At 41.5% G+C, this 15,733-nt stretch carries 18 protein-coding genes and 1 other RNA gene; 5 read left to right on the forward strand and 14 right to left on the reverse strand.

Translation table 11 applies throughout. The annotated features are described in order from the left end of the window. Positions 1 to 7 precede the first annotated feature (7 nt). Together smpB and ssrA are read left to right on the forward strand one after the other, a co-directional pair. Positions 8 to 478, forward strand: a complete 471-nt coding sequence (gene smpB / locus M2353_RS16195; protein WP_008347658.1) for an SsrA-binding protein SmpB — start codon at positions 8 to 10, stop codon at positions 476 to 478. A gap of 181 nt (positions 479 to 659) precedes the next feature. Then, positions 660 to 1,022: a transfer-messenger RNA gene (ssrA, locus tag M2353_RS16200) on the forward strand. A 181-nt stretch (positions 1,023 to 1,203) separates the two neighbouring features. Here ssrA and M2353_RS16205 read toward each other — a convergent pair. From M2353_RS16205 to M2353_RS16225, 5 genes are all read right to left on the reverse strand, one after another. Next, a complete protein-coding gene (locus tag M2353_RS16205) occupies positions 1,204 to 2,559 on the reverse strand; it encodes an IS1182 family transposase (protein ID WP_284724961.1) in 1,356 nt (451 codons plus the stop codon). Between the two features lie 117 nt (positions 2,560 to 2,676). Beyond that, positions 2,677 to 3,366, reverse strand: a complete 690-nt coding sequence (locus tag M2353_RS16210) for an ABC transporter permease (RefSeq protein WP_008347676.1) — start codon at positions 3,364 to 3,366, stop codon at positions 2,677 to 2,679. A gap of 21 nt (positions 3,367 to 3,387) precedes the next feature. Continuing rightward, complete coding sequence (locus M2353_RS16215; RefSeq protein WP_008347678.1) at positions 3,388 to 4,305, reverse strand: osmoprotectant ABC transporter substrate-binding protein; 918 nt, start codon at positions 4,303 to 4,305, stop codon at positions 3,388 to 3,390. A gap of 13 nt (positions 4,306 to 4,318) precedes the next feature. Further along, on the reverse strand, positions 4,319 to 4,972 hold the full coding sequence (locus M2353_RS16220; RefSeq protein WP_024719832.1) for an ABC transporter permease: 654 nt from the start codon (positions 4,970 to 4,972) through the stop codon (positions 4,319 to 4,321). A 13-nt stretch (positions 4,973 to 4,985) separates the two neighbouring features. After that, the gene (locus M2353_RS16225) at positions 4,986 to 6,134 is read right to left on the reverse strand and encodes a betaine/proline/choline family ABC transporter ATP-binding protein (RefSeq protein ID WP_284725728.1); all 1,149 of its coding nucleotides are present in this window, start codon (positions 6,132 to 6,134) and stop codon (positions 4,986 to 4,988) included. 269 nt (positions 6,135 to 6,403) lie between these two features. Here M2353_RS16225 and M2353_RS16230 point away from each other — a divergent pair, with 269 nt between their 5' ends. Then, positions 6,404 to 6,940: a GbsR/MarR family transcriptional regulator gene (locus M2353_RS16230; protein ID WP_017359221.1), complete on the forward strand. Its 537-nt coding sequence runs from the start codon at positions 6,404 to 6,406 to the stop codon at positions 6,938 to 6,940. A gap of 55 nt (positions 6,941 to 6,995) precedes the next feature. Here the strand turns inward: M2353_RS16230 and M2353_RS16235 are convergent, their stop codons facing one another. Further along, the gene (locus M2353_RS16235; RefSeq protein ID WP_024719834.1) at positions 6,996 to 7,631 is read right to left on the reverse strand and encodes a MarC family protein; all 636 of its coding nucleotides are present in this window, start codon (positions 7,629 to 7,631) and stop codon (positions 6,996 to 6,998) included. 118 nt (positions 7,632 to 7,749) lie between these two features. Between M2353_RS16235 and M2353_RS16240 the strand changes: the two genes are divergently transcribed. Next, positions 7,750 to 8,214 (forward strand): hypothetical protein, encoded by a 465-nt coding sequence (locus tag M2353_RS16240; protein ID WP_284725729.1) that lies wholly within the window; start codon positions 7,750 to 7,752, stop codon positions 8,212 to 8,214. A gap of 15 nt (positions 8,215 to 8,229) precedes the next feature. Beyond that, positions 8,230 to 8,694: a GNAT family N-acetyltransferase gene (locus M2353_RS16245; RefSeq protein WP_017359218.1), complete on the forward strand. Its 465-nt coding sequence runs from the start codon at positions 8,230 to 8,232 to the stop codon at positions 8,692 to 8,694. A gap of 20 nt (positions 8,695 to 8,714) precedes the next feature. On the opposite strand, the gene M2353_RS16250 is transcribed toward M2353_RS16245, so the two are convergent. The 8 genes from M2353_RS16250 to tpiA all read right to left on the reverse strand — a co-directional run bounded on the left by M2353_RS16250 (position 8,715) and on the right by tpiA (position 15,716). Then, positions 8,715 to 8,996 carry a hypothetical protein gene (locus tag M2353_RS16250; protein ID WP_008347692.1) on the reverse strand — a complete coding sequence of 94 codons (282 nt, stop codon included), beginning with the start codon at positions 8,994 to 8,996 and terminating at the stop codon, positions 8,715 to 8,717. Continuing rightward, complete coding sequence (locus tag M2353_RS16255; RefSeq protein ID WP_061420175.1) at positions 8,997 to 9,362, reverse strand: zinc metalloprotease; 366 nt, start codon at positions 9,360 to 9,362, stop codon at positions 8,997 to 8,999. Then, positions 9,359 to 10,756: a hypothetical protein gene (locus tag M2353_RS16260; RefSeq protein WP_284725730.1), complete on the reverse strand. Its 1,398-nt coding sequence runs from the start codon at positions 10,754 to 10,756 to the stop codon at positions 9,359 to 9,361. The genes M2353_RS16255 and M2353_RS16260 overlap by 4 nt, the downstream gene beginning before the upstream one ends. Next, positions 10,728 to 11,495 carry an ATP-binding cassette domain-containing protein gene (locus tag M2353_RS16265; RefSeq protein WP_024719839.1) on the reverse strand — a complete coding sequence of 256 codons (768 nt, stop codon included), beginning with the start codon at positions 11,493 to 11,495 and terminating at the stop codon, positions 10,728 to 10,730. The genes M2353_RS16260 and M2353_RS16265 overlap by 29 nt, the downstream gene beginning before the upstream one ends. 59 nt (positions 11,496 to 11,554) lie before the next feature. After that, on the reverse strand, positions 11,555 to 11,824 hold the full coding sequence (locus M2353_RS16270; protein ID WP_039169204.1) for a hypothetical protein: 270 nt from the start codon (positions 11,822 to 11,824) through the stop codon (positions 11,555 to 11,557). Positions 11,825 to 12,104: 280 nt separating this feature from the next. Next, positions 12,105 to 13,397, reverse strand: a complete 1,293-nt coding sequence (eno, locus tag M2353_RS16275; protein ID WP_003212752.1) for a phosphopyruvate hydratase — start codon at positions 13,395 to 13,397, stop codon at positions 12,105 to 12,107. A gap of 29 nt (positions 13,398 to 13,426) precedes the next feature. Beyond that, complete coding sequence (gene gpmI, locus M2353_RS16280; RefSeq protein ID WP_017359214.1) at positions 13,427 to 14,962, reverse strand: 2,3-bisphosphoglycerate-independent phosphoglycerate mutase; 1,536 nt, start codon at positions 14,960 to 14,962, stop codon at positions 13,427 to 13,429. After that, complete coding sequence (tpiA, locus tag M2353_RS16285) at positions 14,955 to 15,716, reverse strand: triose-phosphate isomerase (RefSeq protein ID WP_017359213.1); 762 nt, start codon at positions 15,714 to 15,716, stop codon at positions 14,955 to 14,957. Before tpiA ends, gpmI begins: the two co-directional genes overlap by 8 nt. Positions 15,717 to 15,733 lie beyond the last annotated feature (17 nt).

Here is a 15,733-nt window from a genome sequence, read left to right on the forward strand (position 1 = left end):
TACGCCAATGCCAAAGGGAGAGGGAAAGGTTGTTTCCCAAAACAAAAAAGCCAATCATGATTATTTTATAGAAGAAACATACGAAGCCGGCCTTGTATTACAAGGAACTGAAATCAAATCCATTCGTGCAGGAAAAGTGAATTTAAAAGATTCCTTTGCCAAAATCGAACGGGGAGAAGTGTTTCTTCACAATATGCACGTAAGCCCATACGAGCAGGGGAACCGTTATAACCATGATCCGCTCAGAACGAGAAAGTTGCTACTTCACCGCAAACAAATCAGTAAATTGATTGGTGCGACAAAGGAAGAGGGCTACTCACTTGTTCCCATTAAACTCTATTTGAAAAATGGCTTTGCCAAAGTGCTAATTGGAGTCGGTAAAGGGAAGAAGAAATATGATAAACGTGAAGATCTGAAGAAAAAAGATGCGAAACGTGAAATCGAGCGTGCTTTCCGTGACCGGCAAAAGCAATTCTAGACGCATGCAGATGGCTTGCTGAGAGCGGAAGCATTATGCTACAATATGTTATGCAGTAAACAATCATTGTCGTCTTTTTACAGAAACCACCAGTTGTTTCGAGCGATGAGATTGTTATAATAGTCATATACGGAAGCAGTTAAGCTAAAGAACGTTTCCATCCCGTATATCCCTTTTACAAGGGGACGTTACGGATTCGACAGGGATGGTTCGAGCTTAGGCTGCGAGCCGAGAGGCGATCTCGTTAACACGCACCTAAATGTAACTGGCAAAACTAAAAGTTTTAACCAAAACTTAGCACTAGCTGCCTAATAAGCGCAGCGAGCTCTTCCTGACATCGCCTATGTGTCTGTGAGGAGCCCAATGAAGTAGGCTACGCTTACGTTTTCGTCTGAGGACGTAAGAAGAGATCCATCAGACTAGCTCTCCAAGCGCCCGTCAGCAGGCATAAGGATGAGTGAACACGAAATATGTTGACTACGCTCGTAGACGCTTAAGTAATCGATGTCTCTGGACGTGGGTTCGACTCCCACCGTCTCCATCAAAACTTTTAGAATACAGTCGTATCAAGGGTTTGAAAGCCCTTGATGCGGGTCTGGTATCATGAAAATCTAATTACTCAAAAAAAGACGCTATGAATAGCGTCTCAGACCGTAGACAAACCCCACCTTTACTTCAAGTAAAAGTGGGGTTTTCACTTATTTTGATAAAATTGATCAGTTGCTTTACGCTGGACATGGCTCTTTCCATGTCCAGTTTGCTAATTTCTTAAGATTCATGGCAGCAAAAGTAAGCATCGCCTGCATCGAAACTTTTTTCAATCCTCGAAGTTTCGTCCATCGCATTCCATGCTTTTCTTTTGCATCCGCAAAAACGCGTTCAATCGTTTCTTTCCGTTTTGCATAGATGTTCTTATTCATTTCAGTGAGTCTCAGATGGTCTGCTTCGTCTAGGTAGTCCTGCCAAATATGTCGGTGAATCTGTTTGGTGTGATTTTGACTTTGTGTACAGTTATCTAAAAACGAGCAGGATTTACATACCTCTGAATCGGACGCATATTGCTTATATCCCTCTCTAGTCGTTGTACGATAAGAAAGAATTTGCCCGTTTGGGCAAATGTAACAATCAAAATGTGCGTCATATACGTATTCATTCTTTTTCAAGTAACCAGCTTTTGTTCTCGGGCGGGTGTAAGGCATGACAGGTCTTATCTCTTGATCCATTAAAAACTTGGCGATATATGGTGTTTTATATCCAGCATCAACTGCGACTACATTGGGTTTTCCGACTTTCTTTGTCACCTTTGATACGAGTGAATCTAACATACGACTATCATGAACATTTCCACCAGTGACCAGTGATCCTAAAATAAATCCTTTTGAATCACAAGCCGTATGAAATGAATAAGCAAATAATTTTTCACGTTCATCCTTTACATAGTAGCCACTCTCTGGGTCAGTTGTACTGACCTTGATTTCTTTTTTCTCTTTCTTATTCTGTAGGGGTAACGGCTTTTTTCCATGTTCCTCACGATCAACATTGATCTCCTCATGAAGCTGATTTTGATAACTTCTCGTTTCTACTCGAACAATTTTCTTTTCAAGTTTTTTCTTATTGGCGTTTGCTTTTACATGAGTTGAATCAATGAAAGCGATAGATGGATCAACTAGACCTTTTTTCATCGCTTCTCTTAAGATTCGATAAAAAATTTGTTCGAATAAATCTGTATCATGAAAGCGTCTCACGTAGTTCTTACCGAAGGTAGAAAAGTGCGGAATTTTCTCCGAAAATCCATATCCAATAAACCAACGATAAGCCACATTAGTTTCAATTTCTTTAATGGTTTGACGCATAGAGCGAATGCCAAATAGGTATTGGATCAAAACCATTTTAATAAGAACAACGGGATCCACACTTGGTCTGCCGTTATCAGAACTATAATGATCTTTGACAAGATCATACACGAAATCAAAATCGATCGCTTGATCAATTTTTCGTACAAGATGATCTTCAGGCACTAATTCATCTAAGGCCACTACTTCTAATTGATTTCTTCTTTCTTCTTCACGTTTCGATAACATGTTCATCCCCCACAGAAATGTGTTATTACCCTTATTATACAAAAAAGCTTGTAGACTTTGTCTACAAGCTGAAAACCTCCCCTACAGATGTAGAGGAGGTTTTGTCTTTTCAAGCAATTATGCGGACGTCATGTTTTTTTCAGCTAACGCCTTGCTTTCTTTTTTCTTGTTGGTTGGGCTTAAATAGCGTTCAAGCCAGCCCATGACAAGGTCAGCAATAATGGCCATGAGCGCAGTTGGAATAGCACCTGCTAAAATAATGGCTGTTCCGTTTGTCGCGTTTGATCCTCTGATGATAATATCACCAAGTCCTCCAGCACCAACAAATGTCCCAATCGCTGTAATACCGATTGCGATCACAAGTGCGGTTCTTAAACCAGCCATAATGACAGATAAAGCAAGCGGTAATTCAACCATTCTCAGCACTTGCCATTTCGTCATGCCCATCGCTTTCCCCGATTCTAAATAGGCATGCTCAATGCTGACAATACCTGTGTACGTGTTACGGATAATCGGCAGAAGCGAATATAAAAAGAGTGATAAGATGACTGTATTTGCACCAAGTCCTAATACAAGCATCAACACAGAAAGCATCGCTAACGCTGGAATGGTTTGAATGACATTGGTTATTGCGAACACCCAATTGCTCAATTTGCGGTAATGCGCCACAAAGATGCCGACTGGTATTCCGACAATTGCCGCAAACAATACCCCATACGCTGACATGAGGAAATGCCGGTAAAATTCTTCTAACACATATGAACCGTTCTGTTGATAATACGCCCATAATTGCTGTAGTGTGTCCATCAGCTCTGACACCTCCCAATCTTACTCAAAGTAATTGTGTTTCTTTAGAAAATCTCTCGCAACAGTCGCTGGTTCTTTTAGTTCTCCATCGACTTGATAATTGAGCTCTTGCATTTGTTCGGTATCGATTTTTCCAATCAACCTGTTGATCACCTTGTCCAGTCCTGGATTTTCTTTTAATACTTTCTCAGGGACAACTGGTGATGCATCGTATGGTGGGAAGAATCGTTTATCATCTTTTAAGATTTTGAGATTATACGCTTTGATCCGGCCATCTGTTGAATAGGCAAGCACAATATCCATTTTTTCATTTTTCAATGCGTCATAGACTAGCCCGATCTGCATCGGAAAAGTGCTTCCAAATTCAATTCCGTATGTTTTCACAAACCCTTCGTAACCGTCACCTTTCTTTTTCAGCCAAATATTATCCACACCGAAGCGATAATTTTTGGCATTCTTTTTTAAATCAGAGACTGTTTCTAGGTTGTTTTCCTTCGCCATCTTCTGCGTCACAGCAAAGGCATACGTATTATCAAACCCATAGGAATCAAACCATTTGTAATCATAGCGTTTTTTGAATTCTTTCTGGACGATTTCCATTGCACGCTTTGGATCTTTTTCTGCATCCATTCCTAGCGTACTTGTTAAATCCGTGCCTGTATATCGTGTTGCTGAAATGTCGACATCCCCGTTTTCCATTGCTTTTTGCTGCACCGTATTTGAGCCTAAATTCTTCACAATGGTTGTCTTTTTATCTGTGTAATGCTCAATGATGTCTCCCACCATATAGGCCATAATTTCTGATTCTGTAAAGTTTTGCGCACCGATTCGCAGCGTGCTCCCTGAAGAGCCGGCTAGTCCAGGAAGTGAACAGCCACTTATGAATAGCAAGCATCCGGCAAGCAGTGCACTGATCCATTTTGTTTTTCGATTCTTCACATGAGCCAACTCCTTATGAAACTTCCTTCAGTCCTTTTAAGCCTTCTGGTGTTACTTTTTTCTCAAGCTTCATCAATGTAAGGTCAATGATGACCGCTAAAATAGTGACAGGGATTGCACCCGCAATAATGTATTCCGGCTGGTAAAGCTGAAGCCCAATTAAAATGTAGTCACCAAGACCGCCTCCACCGATAAAAGCAGCAAGTGTTGTCCACCCAATTAAATAAATCGTTGAGGTTCTGACACCTGCCATAATGACCGGAACAGCAAGCGGCAGTTCCACAAGACGAATTTGTTCCCATGTCGTCATGCCAATTCCTTTTCCAGATTCAAGCAAGTTTTTGTTCACACCTTGAACACCGGCATACGTATTTCTTAAAATAGGCAAAACGGAATAGAAAAATAGCGCAACGATCGCAGGTATTTTTCCAACTCCCAAAATAGGAATAAAAAATGCAAGAATCGCTAAACTAGGGAGTGTTTGAAAGATATTCACGATGCCGATGACAAAACCGGCGCCTCTTTTCATTCGTGTAAGAATGACGCCTAAAGGAACGGCCACGATAATGCCTAACACAACGGCAATTAAAGAAATGTATAAATGCTCCCACATTTTTGTGAGGAGTTCCCCACCATTTTTCTCAAGAAAATCGATGATTTGATCCATGTGTACACCTCCCTTAGTTCATTTCAGTGACAGCCTCCGGGGTATCTTCTCCCCAAATAGAGTCATATACGACATCTACAAGACTTGCACGTGTGACGATGCCTTTTAAGTGCCCTTTTGCATCGACAACCGGTACATATTTAATGCCACGTATTAAGATCTTTCGGACAGTATCTCTAAGAAGCGCTCCTTCTTGTACTGTATAAAATTCTGTATTTAAAATATCGCCAACAAAGGCTGCTTTTCTGCGGTTTGCATCGATGGTTTCAATGTCGATATAGCCTTTCAGCACATGATTTTCATCAACGACAAGCAGGGAATCAACCCGCTTTTCTCTCATAATAAAGATGGCATCTGTCAATGTTTTTTCGACGGTAATTGTGACTGGGGACGTGTTCATCATTTGTTCCACACGTTCCATATTCGGATTTGACTGAAGCAGACGTTCTTTCCCGATGAATTCTTCTACGAATTCGTTCGCAGGATTACGTAAAATATCATCAGGCGTGCCCACTTGGACAATCTCTCCATCTTTTAAAATGACAATGCGGTCTGCAAGTTTAATCGCTTCATCCATGTCATGTGTGACGAATACGATTGTTTTATTTAACGTTTTTTGCAGTTTCTTAAATTCTTCCTGCAATGAATCTCTTGTAATTGGGTCAAGTGCTCCAAATGGTTCATCCATCAGGATTAAAGGGGGTTCTGCTGCGAGTGCGCGAAGAACGCCGATACGCTGCTGCTGTCCTCCACTGAGTTCATGAGGGTAACGCTCTAAGTATTCCGGCCCCATGTCGACGAGTTTGAGCAATTCACGCGCTCGTTCTTTTCGTTTTTCTTCCGGCCACTTCAGCAGCTTCGGCACAAGGGAAATGTTTTGTGCGATGGTCATATGAGGGAAAAGTCCAATTTGCTGAATCACATAACCAATTTCTCTTCTTAATTGGACTGGATCTTTTTTCATAATGTTTTCTCCCTCGATGAATATGTTTCCTGAGGAAGGTTCAATCAGTCGGTTAATCATCTTCATTGTTGTCGTTTTACCACAGCCACTCGGTCCAATAAAACAAAAAAATTCTCCTTTTGCTATTTCTAAATCAATATTTTTGACAGCTTTTTTTCCGCCTTTATACGTCTTAGATACATTCTCTAGTTTCAGCAAATGAGACACCTCCAATTAGTCGGATATATATTTTCAGAAAATTTACACCTTATTTATTATAGTGCAAACTTTATAAAATAAAAAGTTTACGATGTGTTTGTATTGCATAAGATTTATTTAAAATTTTCAGTTAACGGCCTGATATGTAGCGATCCCTCCTTTTTCCTCCAAATTACGAGCAAATACTCAATATTTATTGTTTTCATCAACAAACAGGTATATGATATATTGTGTTACAAATTGTCAGTCGTGAAGGGATGAAGCGGGGAATGGACAAGCAAGCGTTAGGCGCCATTCAAAAAGCACAGGATCATTATATTGAAAAAGCTGCCGAGAACATGAATGCCTTTGGTCTTTCTGCCACAGTGGGTAGAGTGCTTGGTATCATTCATATGAACCGTAAACCAATGACGCTCGGTGAGCTCTCAGAGGCGACCGGCATGAGCAAAACAAGAATGAGTCAAGTCGTTCGAGAAATGCTTGATTTGAATATTGCTGAAAAGGTTTATGAAAAAGGAATACGCAAAGATTTATATGACGTTGAGCAAGATCAATATCAAACCTTTATTTCATTGTTTGCAGCCAATTGGTCACGTGTTGTCAGCAAAAATCGCAAGGCACATAAGAAGACATGCAAGGAATTGCTGGAGCTGCTTGAACAAGATGACCTGCCAGAAGAAACAGTAGATAAAATCAATCTTCTTCTTTCAGAAATCAAGGAAAGTCTCGATTATTATGACTGGATTAGCCGTTTAATTGAGTTCTTTGAAAGTGAAGAAGTATTTCAACATGTGCCAAAACCTTAAAAAAAGCTGTTTTATTTTACAATTTTGTAGAAAAAAACAGCTTTTTTATATACACTTATGACATCAGCATTGGGAACATCCCTTTGATGCCTGCGCCTATCATCTCAACTGCCACAACAGCTAGAATCAATCCCATTAATCGTGTCACGACATTCATCTCTGTTTTCCCCATTTTTCGCATAATGAAACTTGAATAATGAAATGCATAATAGGTCATGGCAAGTACGACCACAATGCCAATAAGAATCGCAAGCAGATGAAGCGTTACTTGGTGGCTTCCTGGGGTTAAGCTCATGACGGTCGCAATTGTACCAGGTCCGGCAATGATCGGAATGGCGAGTGGGGTCACCGAAACATCAGCCTTCTCTTTGCTCTCTGCCTTTTCATCCGAATGAGGGTTTTGAACATGTGATTCTTTTGCATTTAGCAAATTGTAAGCGATACCAAAAATAAAAATACCTCCGGCGATACGGAGTGCATGGATATCAATGCCAAACAATTTGAAAATGAGCCTGCCTGCCAAAAGAAAGGCAATCAAAATCATAAAAGACACAACAATCGCTTTTTTGGCCGTCTGGGATCGTTCTTTTTCTGAGTAGCCTTCTGTTAAAGTGATGAAAAGAGGCACGTTTCCAATGGGGTTTGAGACAGCAAATAGTGACACAATGACATGAATCATAAAGGAAATCAACAGACACCCTCCTTTTTTCATAGTGTCTGCTAATCTGATGCGAATATTCCCTTGTTCTGTTAAAACCTGGTTTGTTTTAACCGATGATAATAGAGGTTTAACGAAAGGGGAATAGAACATGAAAAAAAACATCACGATCATTGTCTTGTCTGTGATCATCCTAGGTGCAACTGGCTGGATTGTGTGGCAGCAGCAGTCGCTCACCGCATCAGAGAATAAACACCAACAAGAAATGAGAAAGAATGATGAGCAGCTGACACAATTAAAGTCAGAAGGAACGGATATGAAAGATGAAATGGATGGTCAAAAAAAGGAATTGTCCACCGTCACAAACAAGCTGAAGAAAGAAAAGAAGGCGCATCAAAAAGAAATCAAACAGCGTAAAGCACTTGAATTGAAAATAGACCAGCTTCAAAAAGAACTGGCATCAGCGAAAGCAACGGCTCAAGCGAATAAGCAGGCAGCACAAACGACTAGGAAAGCAACTGTCAAAAAGGACCCAAGTGTCACCCATCATCCTCCTTCTCAATGGGTGCAGGATCAATATGATTGGGGTGTTAAACAAGGGTATATCAAAGAATAGAGAGGATGAAATGATTTGATACAGATTCGGCCATTGTCTCATGATCAATCTGTTCCTATGGATCTTTTACTATTAGCTGACCCTTCAACTGAAAAAGTCCTTGCCTATGTACAATCTGGTTCTTGTTATGTTGCTTTTCATAAACAGGACATGATTGGTGTGTATGTGCTGACGCCACTGTCTCAGCAGACAGTGGAAATCATGAATGTCGCCGTGAAGGAGTCATGGCAAGGTAGAGGAATTGGGAAGCAGCTGATCCGCCATGCTATTTCAGAAGCCAAGGCAGCTGGCTTTCATACAATTGAAATTGGCACAGGCAACTCTAGTATTCAGCAGCTCGCCCTTTATCAAAAATGCGGTTTTCGCATGGCGTCTATCGATCACGATTTCTTTCTGAAGCACTATGATGAACCGATTTATGAGAACGGTATTCAGTGTATGGATATGGTGCGGTTGTCACTCGTTCTTCAAGCAGACTGACTTCATTCAGCCTGCTTTTTTTATGTTCTGCTTTTTTTCACTGCATGAATCACATATTGAATCAAGAAGTAGAGAGCGGCACCCGCTAAAAAACAGACCACGCACCCAAAGAGCGTTGCCTCTGAGCTGAATTGATACTGTTCAATTTTCATGATATAAAATGGCATACCAAAGAGAGTTGGACTTGATTCAACATGATGAACCTCTAGCAGCATTAAAAATACTGGCGTCATAAACACAGCAAACACATAAAGCATCGCAAGCGTTAAGCCGCTAGAAAACGAATGAAATACTTTAACCATTTAGTTCTCTCCTTTCATCTCTTTTAAACTGGCGATGACATTTTTCCCGTCTGGGCAAGCTGGATGCAGCATCACTGTATTTAATAAAGAAAAAAGCAGCAATGGATGCGTCAATGGATGCCCCCACATGAAGAAAAGCACACCCGAGCAGATCACTGGAAACAGAGGACCTGCAAGTGCCACCATCACATTAAAACCCGGCCGTGAAAATTTCTCATGGACAATCGACACGTGCTTCCAATCGATCATCACCACATAATCAAAGATGGGTTTTTTTTCGATTTTGTTGCACACCATCACCATCAGGATATGACCGAGTTCATGAATGAGCACAACTGCTATTAAGCAAAATAAAAGCGTCATCATCGCACAATCGGCCTCTTTAGCATGGCAGCATATATGAAGATGAAGAATGCGGCTGAACAAGCCATATAGGCAGTTGAGAGCAGCTGGATATTTGCTGAAAGCCACTGGACTAAAAGCATATCCAACATACTGAACACAGCAATCATCATCACGATCACAAACAGTTTATTAAATTCACTAATCTTCACGACAAACCCGACACATGCCGCCATGACAGTGATCAATAAAATGGACAAACTCGCCAAACCGTGCCCTTCACTTTCGACCCCTATCATGAAATAAGCAAGCCCGATATAGACAAAATAAATCAATACATTCATTGTGTAATAAAATAAAATTCTTGATAATAAATAGGCACCCTTTGATGTATTTAACATAAAAATGGCTCGCTGATGGAGATGATATTCCCTGCCAATCATCATAGGAAGCATAATAAGGATCTCCTTTAAGGCAAACTGCACAATAAAAGCAAACAACCAGCCAGTCTCTGCCGGAGTAAAGATCAATGGGAGACCTATCGTGAAACAGACAAGAAACAGGAACAAAATACCTTGTTCTTTAAACACAGCTGATCGGCTAAAATAAACAAGCTCCTGCCGCAGATGTGTGAAAAATGAAGAATCCGATCTGATTTTTTGGTAAGAAAACGACTTCACCTCTACCTTTAGCTGCAAAAACATCCTATTGACATAACAAGCCGCCAAGCCCTTCAGCCAAAACCACCCTGCACATAGAAAGATCATCAGAAATACAAGATAGATAGACGGCCATACGTGAATCATCTCAACCGTTTTTTGAAAAAGGAGAAACACGAAAGCACCAAGCGTCACAAATCCGAGCGTTTGCAGCAGTAAATGCTCCTTTGTTTTTGATATAAAATGGCTCACACCAATGCGTATCAGCATCCAAGAAGCAAGCGTGTAGAGCGCCAATCCACAGCAAGTGATCCCTACCACAATGATCCAATACAAAGATAGTGTAACGCCGCTAATGATCAGCCCTAATAGGATGGGTAAAAAAAGCAGACCAAGCATGATGAAACAAAACAGCACCGGAAAGAAATACACACAAAGGACAAATGAGACACTTTGCATCGCACTATTCAAAAAGAAGAACTGATACTCTTGACGCTTCATTTTATGACGGGAAAAGACAATACCTGCTCCCAAAAGCAGCAGGGTCATTTTCACAAATTGAAGGTATAAAGCAACTGGTTCGTTCTCCCCTACTTGCATAAAAAAACGCAGGCTCATGACAACGTATATGGAGTAAATCAACAACATAAAAACGGCTGCGGCGAGAAGCTGCAAAGGATATTTTTTGCCGAGCTGCTTGATTTTCGTTGTGAGCATGCCCCATTCTATTTTATGAAGAACGTGTCGTGTCCAAGTCATTGAGCAACCTCTCCACCTGCATATAGTAATCTTGATTCACTTCTTTATAAATATCCTCAAGTGCTTGATGAGGGAATGTTTTGTTTGTTTCTTGACGTGACATATCCAGCTTGATATCACCGTTTCTTAAGATCATGAGGTGATCATACAATGTCTCACCAAAGCCCAAATGATGGGTAGAAATGAGAATGCCTGCACCTTGATCTCTCAGCTTCATGAGCACCTTTTTTAAGATGATCATCATATCTGGATCAAGTCCATTTGTAGGCTCGTCGAATACATAATAATCACAAGGCCTAAGGAGCTGTGAAATGATTTGGGTTTTCTTTTGATTGCCATGAGACAACTGGGCAATTGGCTGATCCATATAAGGTTTCAGCTCAAAAAGATCGACGAAAGCCTCTTCTCGAGGTCCATTTCGTTTGTCTGGAAGCTGGAGTAAATGAAAATATTCTCTCGGCGTTAAATAATCAAACAAAGCATGATCATCAGGAATATAGGAAACATGTTCTTTCAAAAAGGAGATATGTGCTGAGGATTGAAAATTCAGCTGTTTACCATGCAAAGAGACAAAACCCGTAAATGGTGTCAGGCCAAACATAGACTGAATCATCGTGGTCTTTCCTGCACCATTATGCCCCAAAAGCAGAAGCATACGTCCTTTCTCCACATTTAACTGAATATCGCGGAGAGAAAAGGTGCGGCTATACGTTTTTTCTGTTAAGTGTAATGTCAGCATCATGTCCCTCCATTTATTTCAGATAGAACAGATGACCCCGCATCTGTTCTCACCATTTGTTAGAAGCCGCATTTGATTTTAATATACAGGCCTAAAAACTTGAACTCTCCTAAAAATTTCGAGCCTTTTCCAAATGTTTTGCATGCCCAAATCAAAGCGGCAACTGTCACAATGCCTAAGATAGCGGCAAGGACATAAATCCAAAATGCATTTTTCTGTACGTTCTTAGAAGTTAGAATTCGTTGCTTCCTTTCATCATATGCCGCCAGTAGGTGAAGGACATACATGTACACGCCTACTGGAAAACGAAGGCTAAAAGGATTCAGCATCTCATCACCCCCTAATATATGTAAAATGATACCACCCCCATGCAAATAGCAGAAGTTCAATTCAGATCATATTTTTAGTAGAGTTTTCATGATTTATTGCTTATAAATCGTCAAGCTCATCGTTTCTCCTCTGACTGAAGGATGATTTTTTACAAAAATAGGATATGACAAAGGAAGCAGAGCTAATTCGCTTGAGCCAGCTTTGCATCTTTATTTCAACATAAAAAAAGCGCTGCGATACGCTCTTTTCAAAAGAGCGCACGCAGCGCGTTGCTTTACATTACTTATTCAAGTTGTAGAATGTAGCAATGCCGTGGTATTGAGCTGTTTCAGCCAATTGATCTTCGATGCGAAGTAATTGGTTGTATTTCGCCACACGGTCCGTACGAGACGGAGCACCTGTTTTGATTTGTCCAGCGTTTGTTGCAACTGCAATGTCTGCAATTGTGCTGTCTTCTGTTTCACCAGAACGGTGGGAGATAACAGCTGTATAGCCTGCACGTTTCGCCATTTCGATTGCATCAAATGTTTCAGTTAATGTACCGATTTGGTTTACTTTGATGAGGATTGAGTTACCAACGCCGTTTTTGATTCCTTCAGAAAGCTTCTTCGTATTTGTTACGAACAAGTCGTCTCCTACTAGCTGAACCTTGCTGCCAAGACGCTCAGTTAATAGTTTGTGACCTTCCCAGTCGTTTTCATCAAGGCCGTCTTCGATCGAGATGATTGGGTATTTCGATACCATATCTTCATACCAGTCAACCATTTCAGCAGATGTTTTCACAACACCTTCGCCTGATAAATGATATTTACCGTCTTCTTTGTTATAGAACTCAGAAGATGCAGCATCCATCGCAAGTTTGACTTCTTCACCTGGTTTGAAACCAGCTTTTTCAATCGCTTCTACGATTGTTTGAAGTGCTTCTTCGTTAGATCCAAGGTTTGGAGCAAATCCACCTTCGTCACCTACAGCTGTGTTTAAGCCTTTCGCGCTTAATACAGATTTCAGGCTATGGAAGATTTGAGCGCCCATGCGAAGTGCTTCACGGAAGTTCGGTGCACCTACAGGCATAATCATGAATTCTTGAATGTCTACGTTGTTATCCGCATGCTCTCCGCCGTTGACGATGTTCATCATTGGTACTGGAAGCGTTTTGGAGTTGAATCCACCAAGGTATTGGTAAAGTGGAATTTGTAAGAAATCAGCAGCCGCACGTGCTACAGCGATAGATACGCCAAGGATTGCGTTTGCGCCTAATTTCCCTTTGTTTTCAGTTCCGTCAAGTTCGATTAACATTTTGTCAATCGCTACTTGTTCAGTGACATCAAAGCCTAAAAGCTCTGGTGCAATGATTTCATTTACGTTGTTTACAGCTGTCAGAACACCTTTTCCAAGGTAACGGTCTTTGTCTCCGTCACGTAGTTCTACTGCTTCATATTCACCAGTAGACGCACCACTTGGTACTAGTGCACGGCCAAAGCCGCCAGATTCTGTGTAAACTTCTACTTCAACTGTTGGGTTACCGCGAGAGTCTAATACTTCGCGTGCATATACGTCAACAATGTATGGCATCGTTATTTCTCTCCTTTTGAATCAATTTGTTATTTTTGAATCAATGATGTTCCTGTCATCTCTTTTGGTTTTTCAAGACCAAGTAAGTCTAAAAGCGTTGGAGATAGATCGGCTAAAATGCCGCCTTCTCTAAGCGTCGCCCCTTTTTTCGTTACGATGACTGGAACAGGGTTTGTCGTATGTGCAGTATGCGGCTTTCCTTCTTCGGTAATGAGCACGTCTGCGTTACCGTGGTCTGCCGTGATGATGGCATGTCCGCCTTTTGCTAGGATTGCGTCGACTACAGCTCCTAAGCACTCATCTACTGCTTCAATGGCTTTGATTGTTGGCTCAAGCATACCTGAATGACCCACCATATCTGGGTTAGCAAAGTTCAGAATGATCGCATCATGCTTGTCCGCATTGATGTCTGCAACAAGTGCATCCTTTACCTCATAAGCGCTCATTTCTGGCTTGAGGTCATAGGTTGCGACATCTGGTGAATTGATTAAGATGCGGTCTTCTCCAGGAAATTCTTCTTCACGCCCACCGCTCATAAAGAACGTCACGTGAGGATATTTCTCTGTTTCAGCAATCCGCAGCTGCTTCAATCCATTTTGAGAAAGTACTTCTCCTACTGTGTTATCCAAATTCACTGGTTTGAAAGCCACATAGCCATCTACCGTTTCACTGAAGTGTGTGAAGCAGACGAAGTGTAAATCCTTCGGATGTGCTTCCCCGCGGTCAAACGAGCGGAAATCTTCATTTGTGAATGTGTTTGAAATTTGAATCGCACGGTCTGGACGGAAGTTATAGAAAATCACAGAGTCGCCGTCGTTTACTTTTGCTACCGGCTCACCATTTTCTCTCGTAATGACAGATGGAATAACGAACTCATCGTAGATTCCATTTTCATAGGAGTCATCAACGACATCATAGATATTTTGATAACTTGGGCCTTCACCATACGCCATCGCGCGATATGCTTTCTCCACACGATCCCAGCGTTTGTCACGGTCCATTGAGTAATAGCGTCCAGAAAGTGTTGCGACTTCTCCGACACCAATTTCTTTGATTTGTTCTTCAAGCTGTTTTAAGTACACTTTCGCTGTCTTCTGACCAACATCACGTCCGTCTAAGAAACCGTGAATGTATACTTTTGTTAAGCCTTCTTTTTTCGCTAGTTTCAGCAAGGCAAAAAGATGCTGGATGTGGCTATGCACACCGCCGTCTGACAAGAGACCGAATAGATGAAGGGCCTTGTCATTTTCTTTTGCATAAGTCATTGCATCTAGGAACGTTTCGTTTTTCTCAAATTCCCCATCACGAATGGCCACATTCACTCTTGTTAAGCTTTGGTACACGATGCGTCCTGCACCGATGTTCAAATGCCCAACTTCAGAGTTCCCCATTTGACCTTCTGGGAGACCTACTGCCTCACCTGAAGCCGTTAAGGTTTGATGCGGGAATTCGTTCCAGTAGCGGTCGAAGTTCGGTTTCTTTGCTTGGGCAACAGCGTTACCGACTGTTTCGCCTCTTAAACCGAATCCATCTAAGATGATTAATGCAGCTGGTTTCTTACTCATATTGACCTTCCTCCAATAATTGAACGAAAGACTGAGGTTCTAAGCTTGCGCCGCCTACCAAAGCACCGTCAATATCGGATTCTGCCATATATTCTTTAATATTCGCAGGTTTCACGCTTCCGCCATATTGAATGCGAAGGCTGTCTGCCGCTTCTTGACCAAATTCGCTTGCAACCGTTTGGCGAATGTGCGCACAAACATCGTTTGCATCTTTTGCTGTAGAAGATTTACCTGTACCGATCGCCCAGATTGGCTCATAGGCAATCACAGATTCAGCGACTTGCTGCTTCGTTAAACCAGCTAGTGCTTTCTTCACTTGATCAGCGACAAGTTCGTTTGTTTTGCCTGCTTCACGCTCTTCAAGCGTTTCACCTACACAGATGATTGGAACGATGCCATGCTTGAATGCAGCATGTGCTTTTTTGTTCACTGTTTCATCTGTTTCAGCGAAGAATTCGCGGCGCTCTGAATGACCGATCACTGAGTAGCCGATGCCAAGATCTTTAAGCGCAGCAGGGCTGATTTCACCAGTGAATGCACCGTTTTCTTCAAAGTGCATGTTTTGCGCACCAATTTTAAGGTCTGTTCCGTTAGAAAGGCTGTTCAGCTTTTCAAGGAAAAGGGCTGGTGCACAGACAATAGATTCCACTTTGTCAGGAGATGGAATAGATGACTTGACTTCTTCAACGAAGCTTACAGCTTCACCAAGTGTTTTGTTCATCTTCCAGTTCCCAGCTATAATTGGTTTTCTCATGATTGACACTTCCTTAT

The organism is Bacillus aerius (assembly GCF_029894105.1).
GTDB classification, from domain to species: Bacteria; Bacillota; Bacilli; order Bacillales; family Bacillaceae; genus Bacillus; species Bacillus altitudinis.

What these genes read in the sequence shown, in the direction of transcription:
- smpB (WP_008347658.1), top strand. Translation starts at nt 8, where the DNA reads ATGCCAAAGGGAGAGGGAAAGGTTGTTTCCCAAAACAAAAAAGCCAAT.
- M2353_RS16265 (WP_024719839.1), bottom strand. Translation starts at nt 11,495, where the DNA reads ATGCTGACATTACACTTAACAGAAAAAACGTATAGCCGCACCTTTTCT.
- M2353_RS16250 (WP_008347692.1), bottom strand. Translation starts at nt 8,996, where the DNA reads ATGGTTAAAGTATTTCATTCGTTTTCTAGCGGCTTAACGCTTGCGATG.
- M2353_RS16220 (WP_024719832.1), bottom strand. Translation starts at nt 4,972, where the DNA reads ATGGATCAAATCATCGATTTTCTTGAGAAAAATGGTGGGGAACTCCTC.
- M2353_RS16240 (WP_284725729.1), top strand. Translation starts at nt 7,750, where the DNA reads ATGAAAAAAAACATCACGATCATTGTCTTGTCTGTGATCATCCTAGGT.
- M2353_RS16270 (WP_039169204.1), bottom strand. Translation starts at nt 11,824, where the DNA reads ATGCTGAATCCTTTTAGCCTTCGTTTTCCAGTAGGCGTGTACATGTAT.
- tpiA (WP_017359213.1), bottom strand. Translation starts at nt 15,716, where the DNA reads ATGAGAAAACCAATTATAGCTGGGAACTGGAAGATGAACAAAACACTT.
- M2353_RS16255 (WP_061420175.1), bottom strand. Translation starts at nt 9,362, where the DNA reads ATGATGACGCTTTTATTTTGCTTAATAGCAGTTGTGCTCATTCATGAA.
- M2353_RS16260 (WP_284725730.1), bottom strand. Translation starts at nt 10,756, where the DNA reads ATGACTTGGACACGACACGTTCTTCATAAAATAGAATGGGGCATGCTC.
- M2353_RS16205 (WP_284724961.1), bottom strand. Translation starts at nt 2,559, where the DNA reads ATGTTATCGAAACGTGAAGAAGAAAGAAGAAATCAATTAGAAGTAGTG.
- eno (WP_003212752.1), bottom strand. Translation starts at nt 13,397, where the DNA reads ATGCCATACATTGTTGACGTATATGCACGCGAAGTATTAGACTCTCGC.
- M2353_RS16210 (WP_008347676.1), bottom strand. Translation starts at nt 3,366, where the DNA reads ATGGACACACTACAGCAATTATGGGCGTATTATCAACAGAACGGTTCA.
- M2353_RS16230 (WP_017359221.1), top strand. Translation starts at nt 6,404, where the DNA reads ATGGACAAGCAAGCGTTAGGCGCCATTCAAAAAGCACAGGATCATTAT.
- gpmI (WP_017359214.1), bottom strand. Translation starts at nt 14,962, where the DNA reads ATGAGTAAGAAACCAGCTGCATTAATCATCTTAGATGGATTCGGTTTA.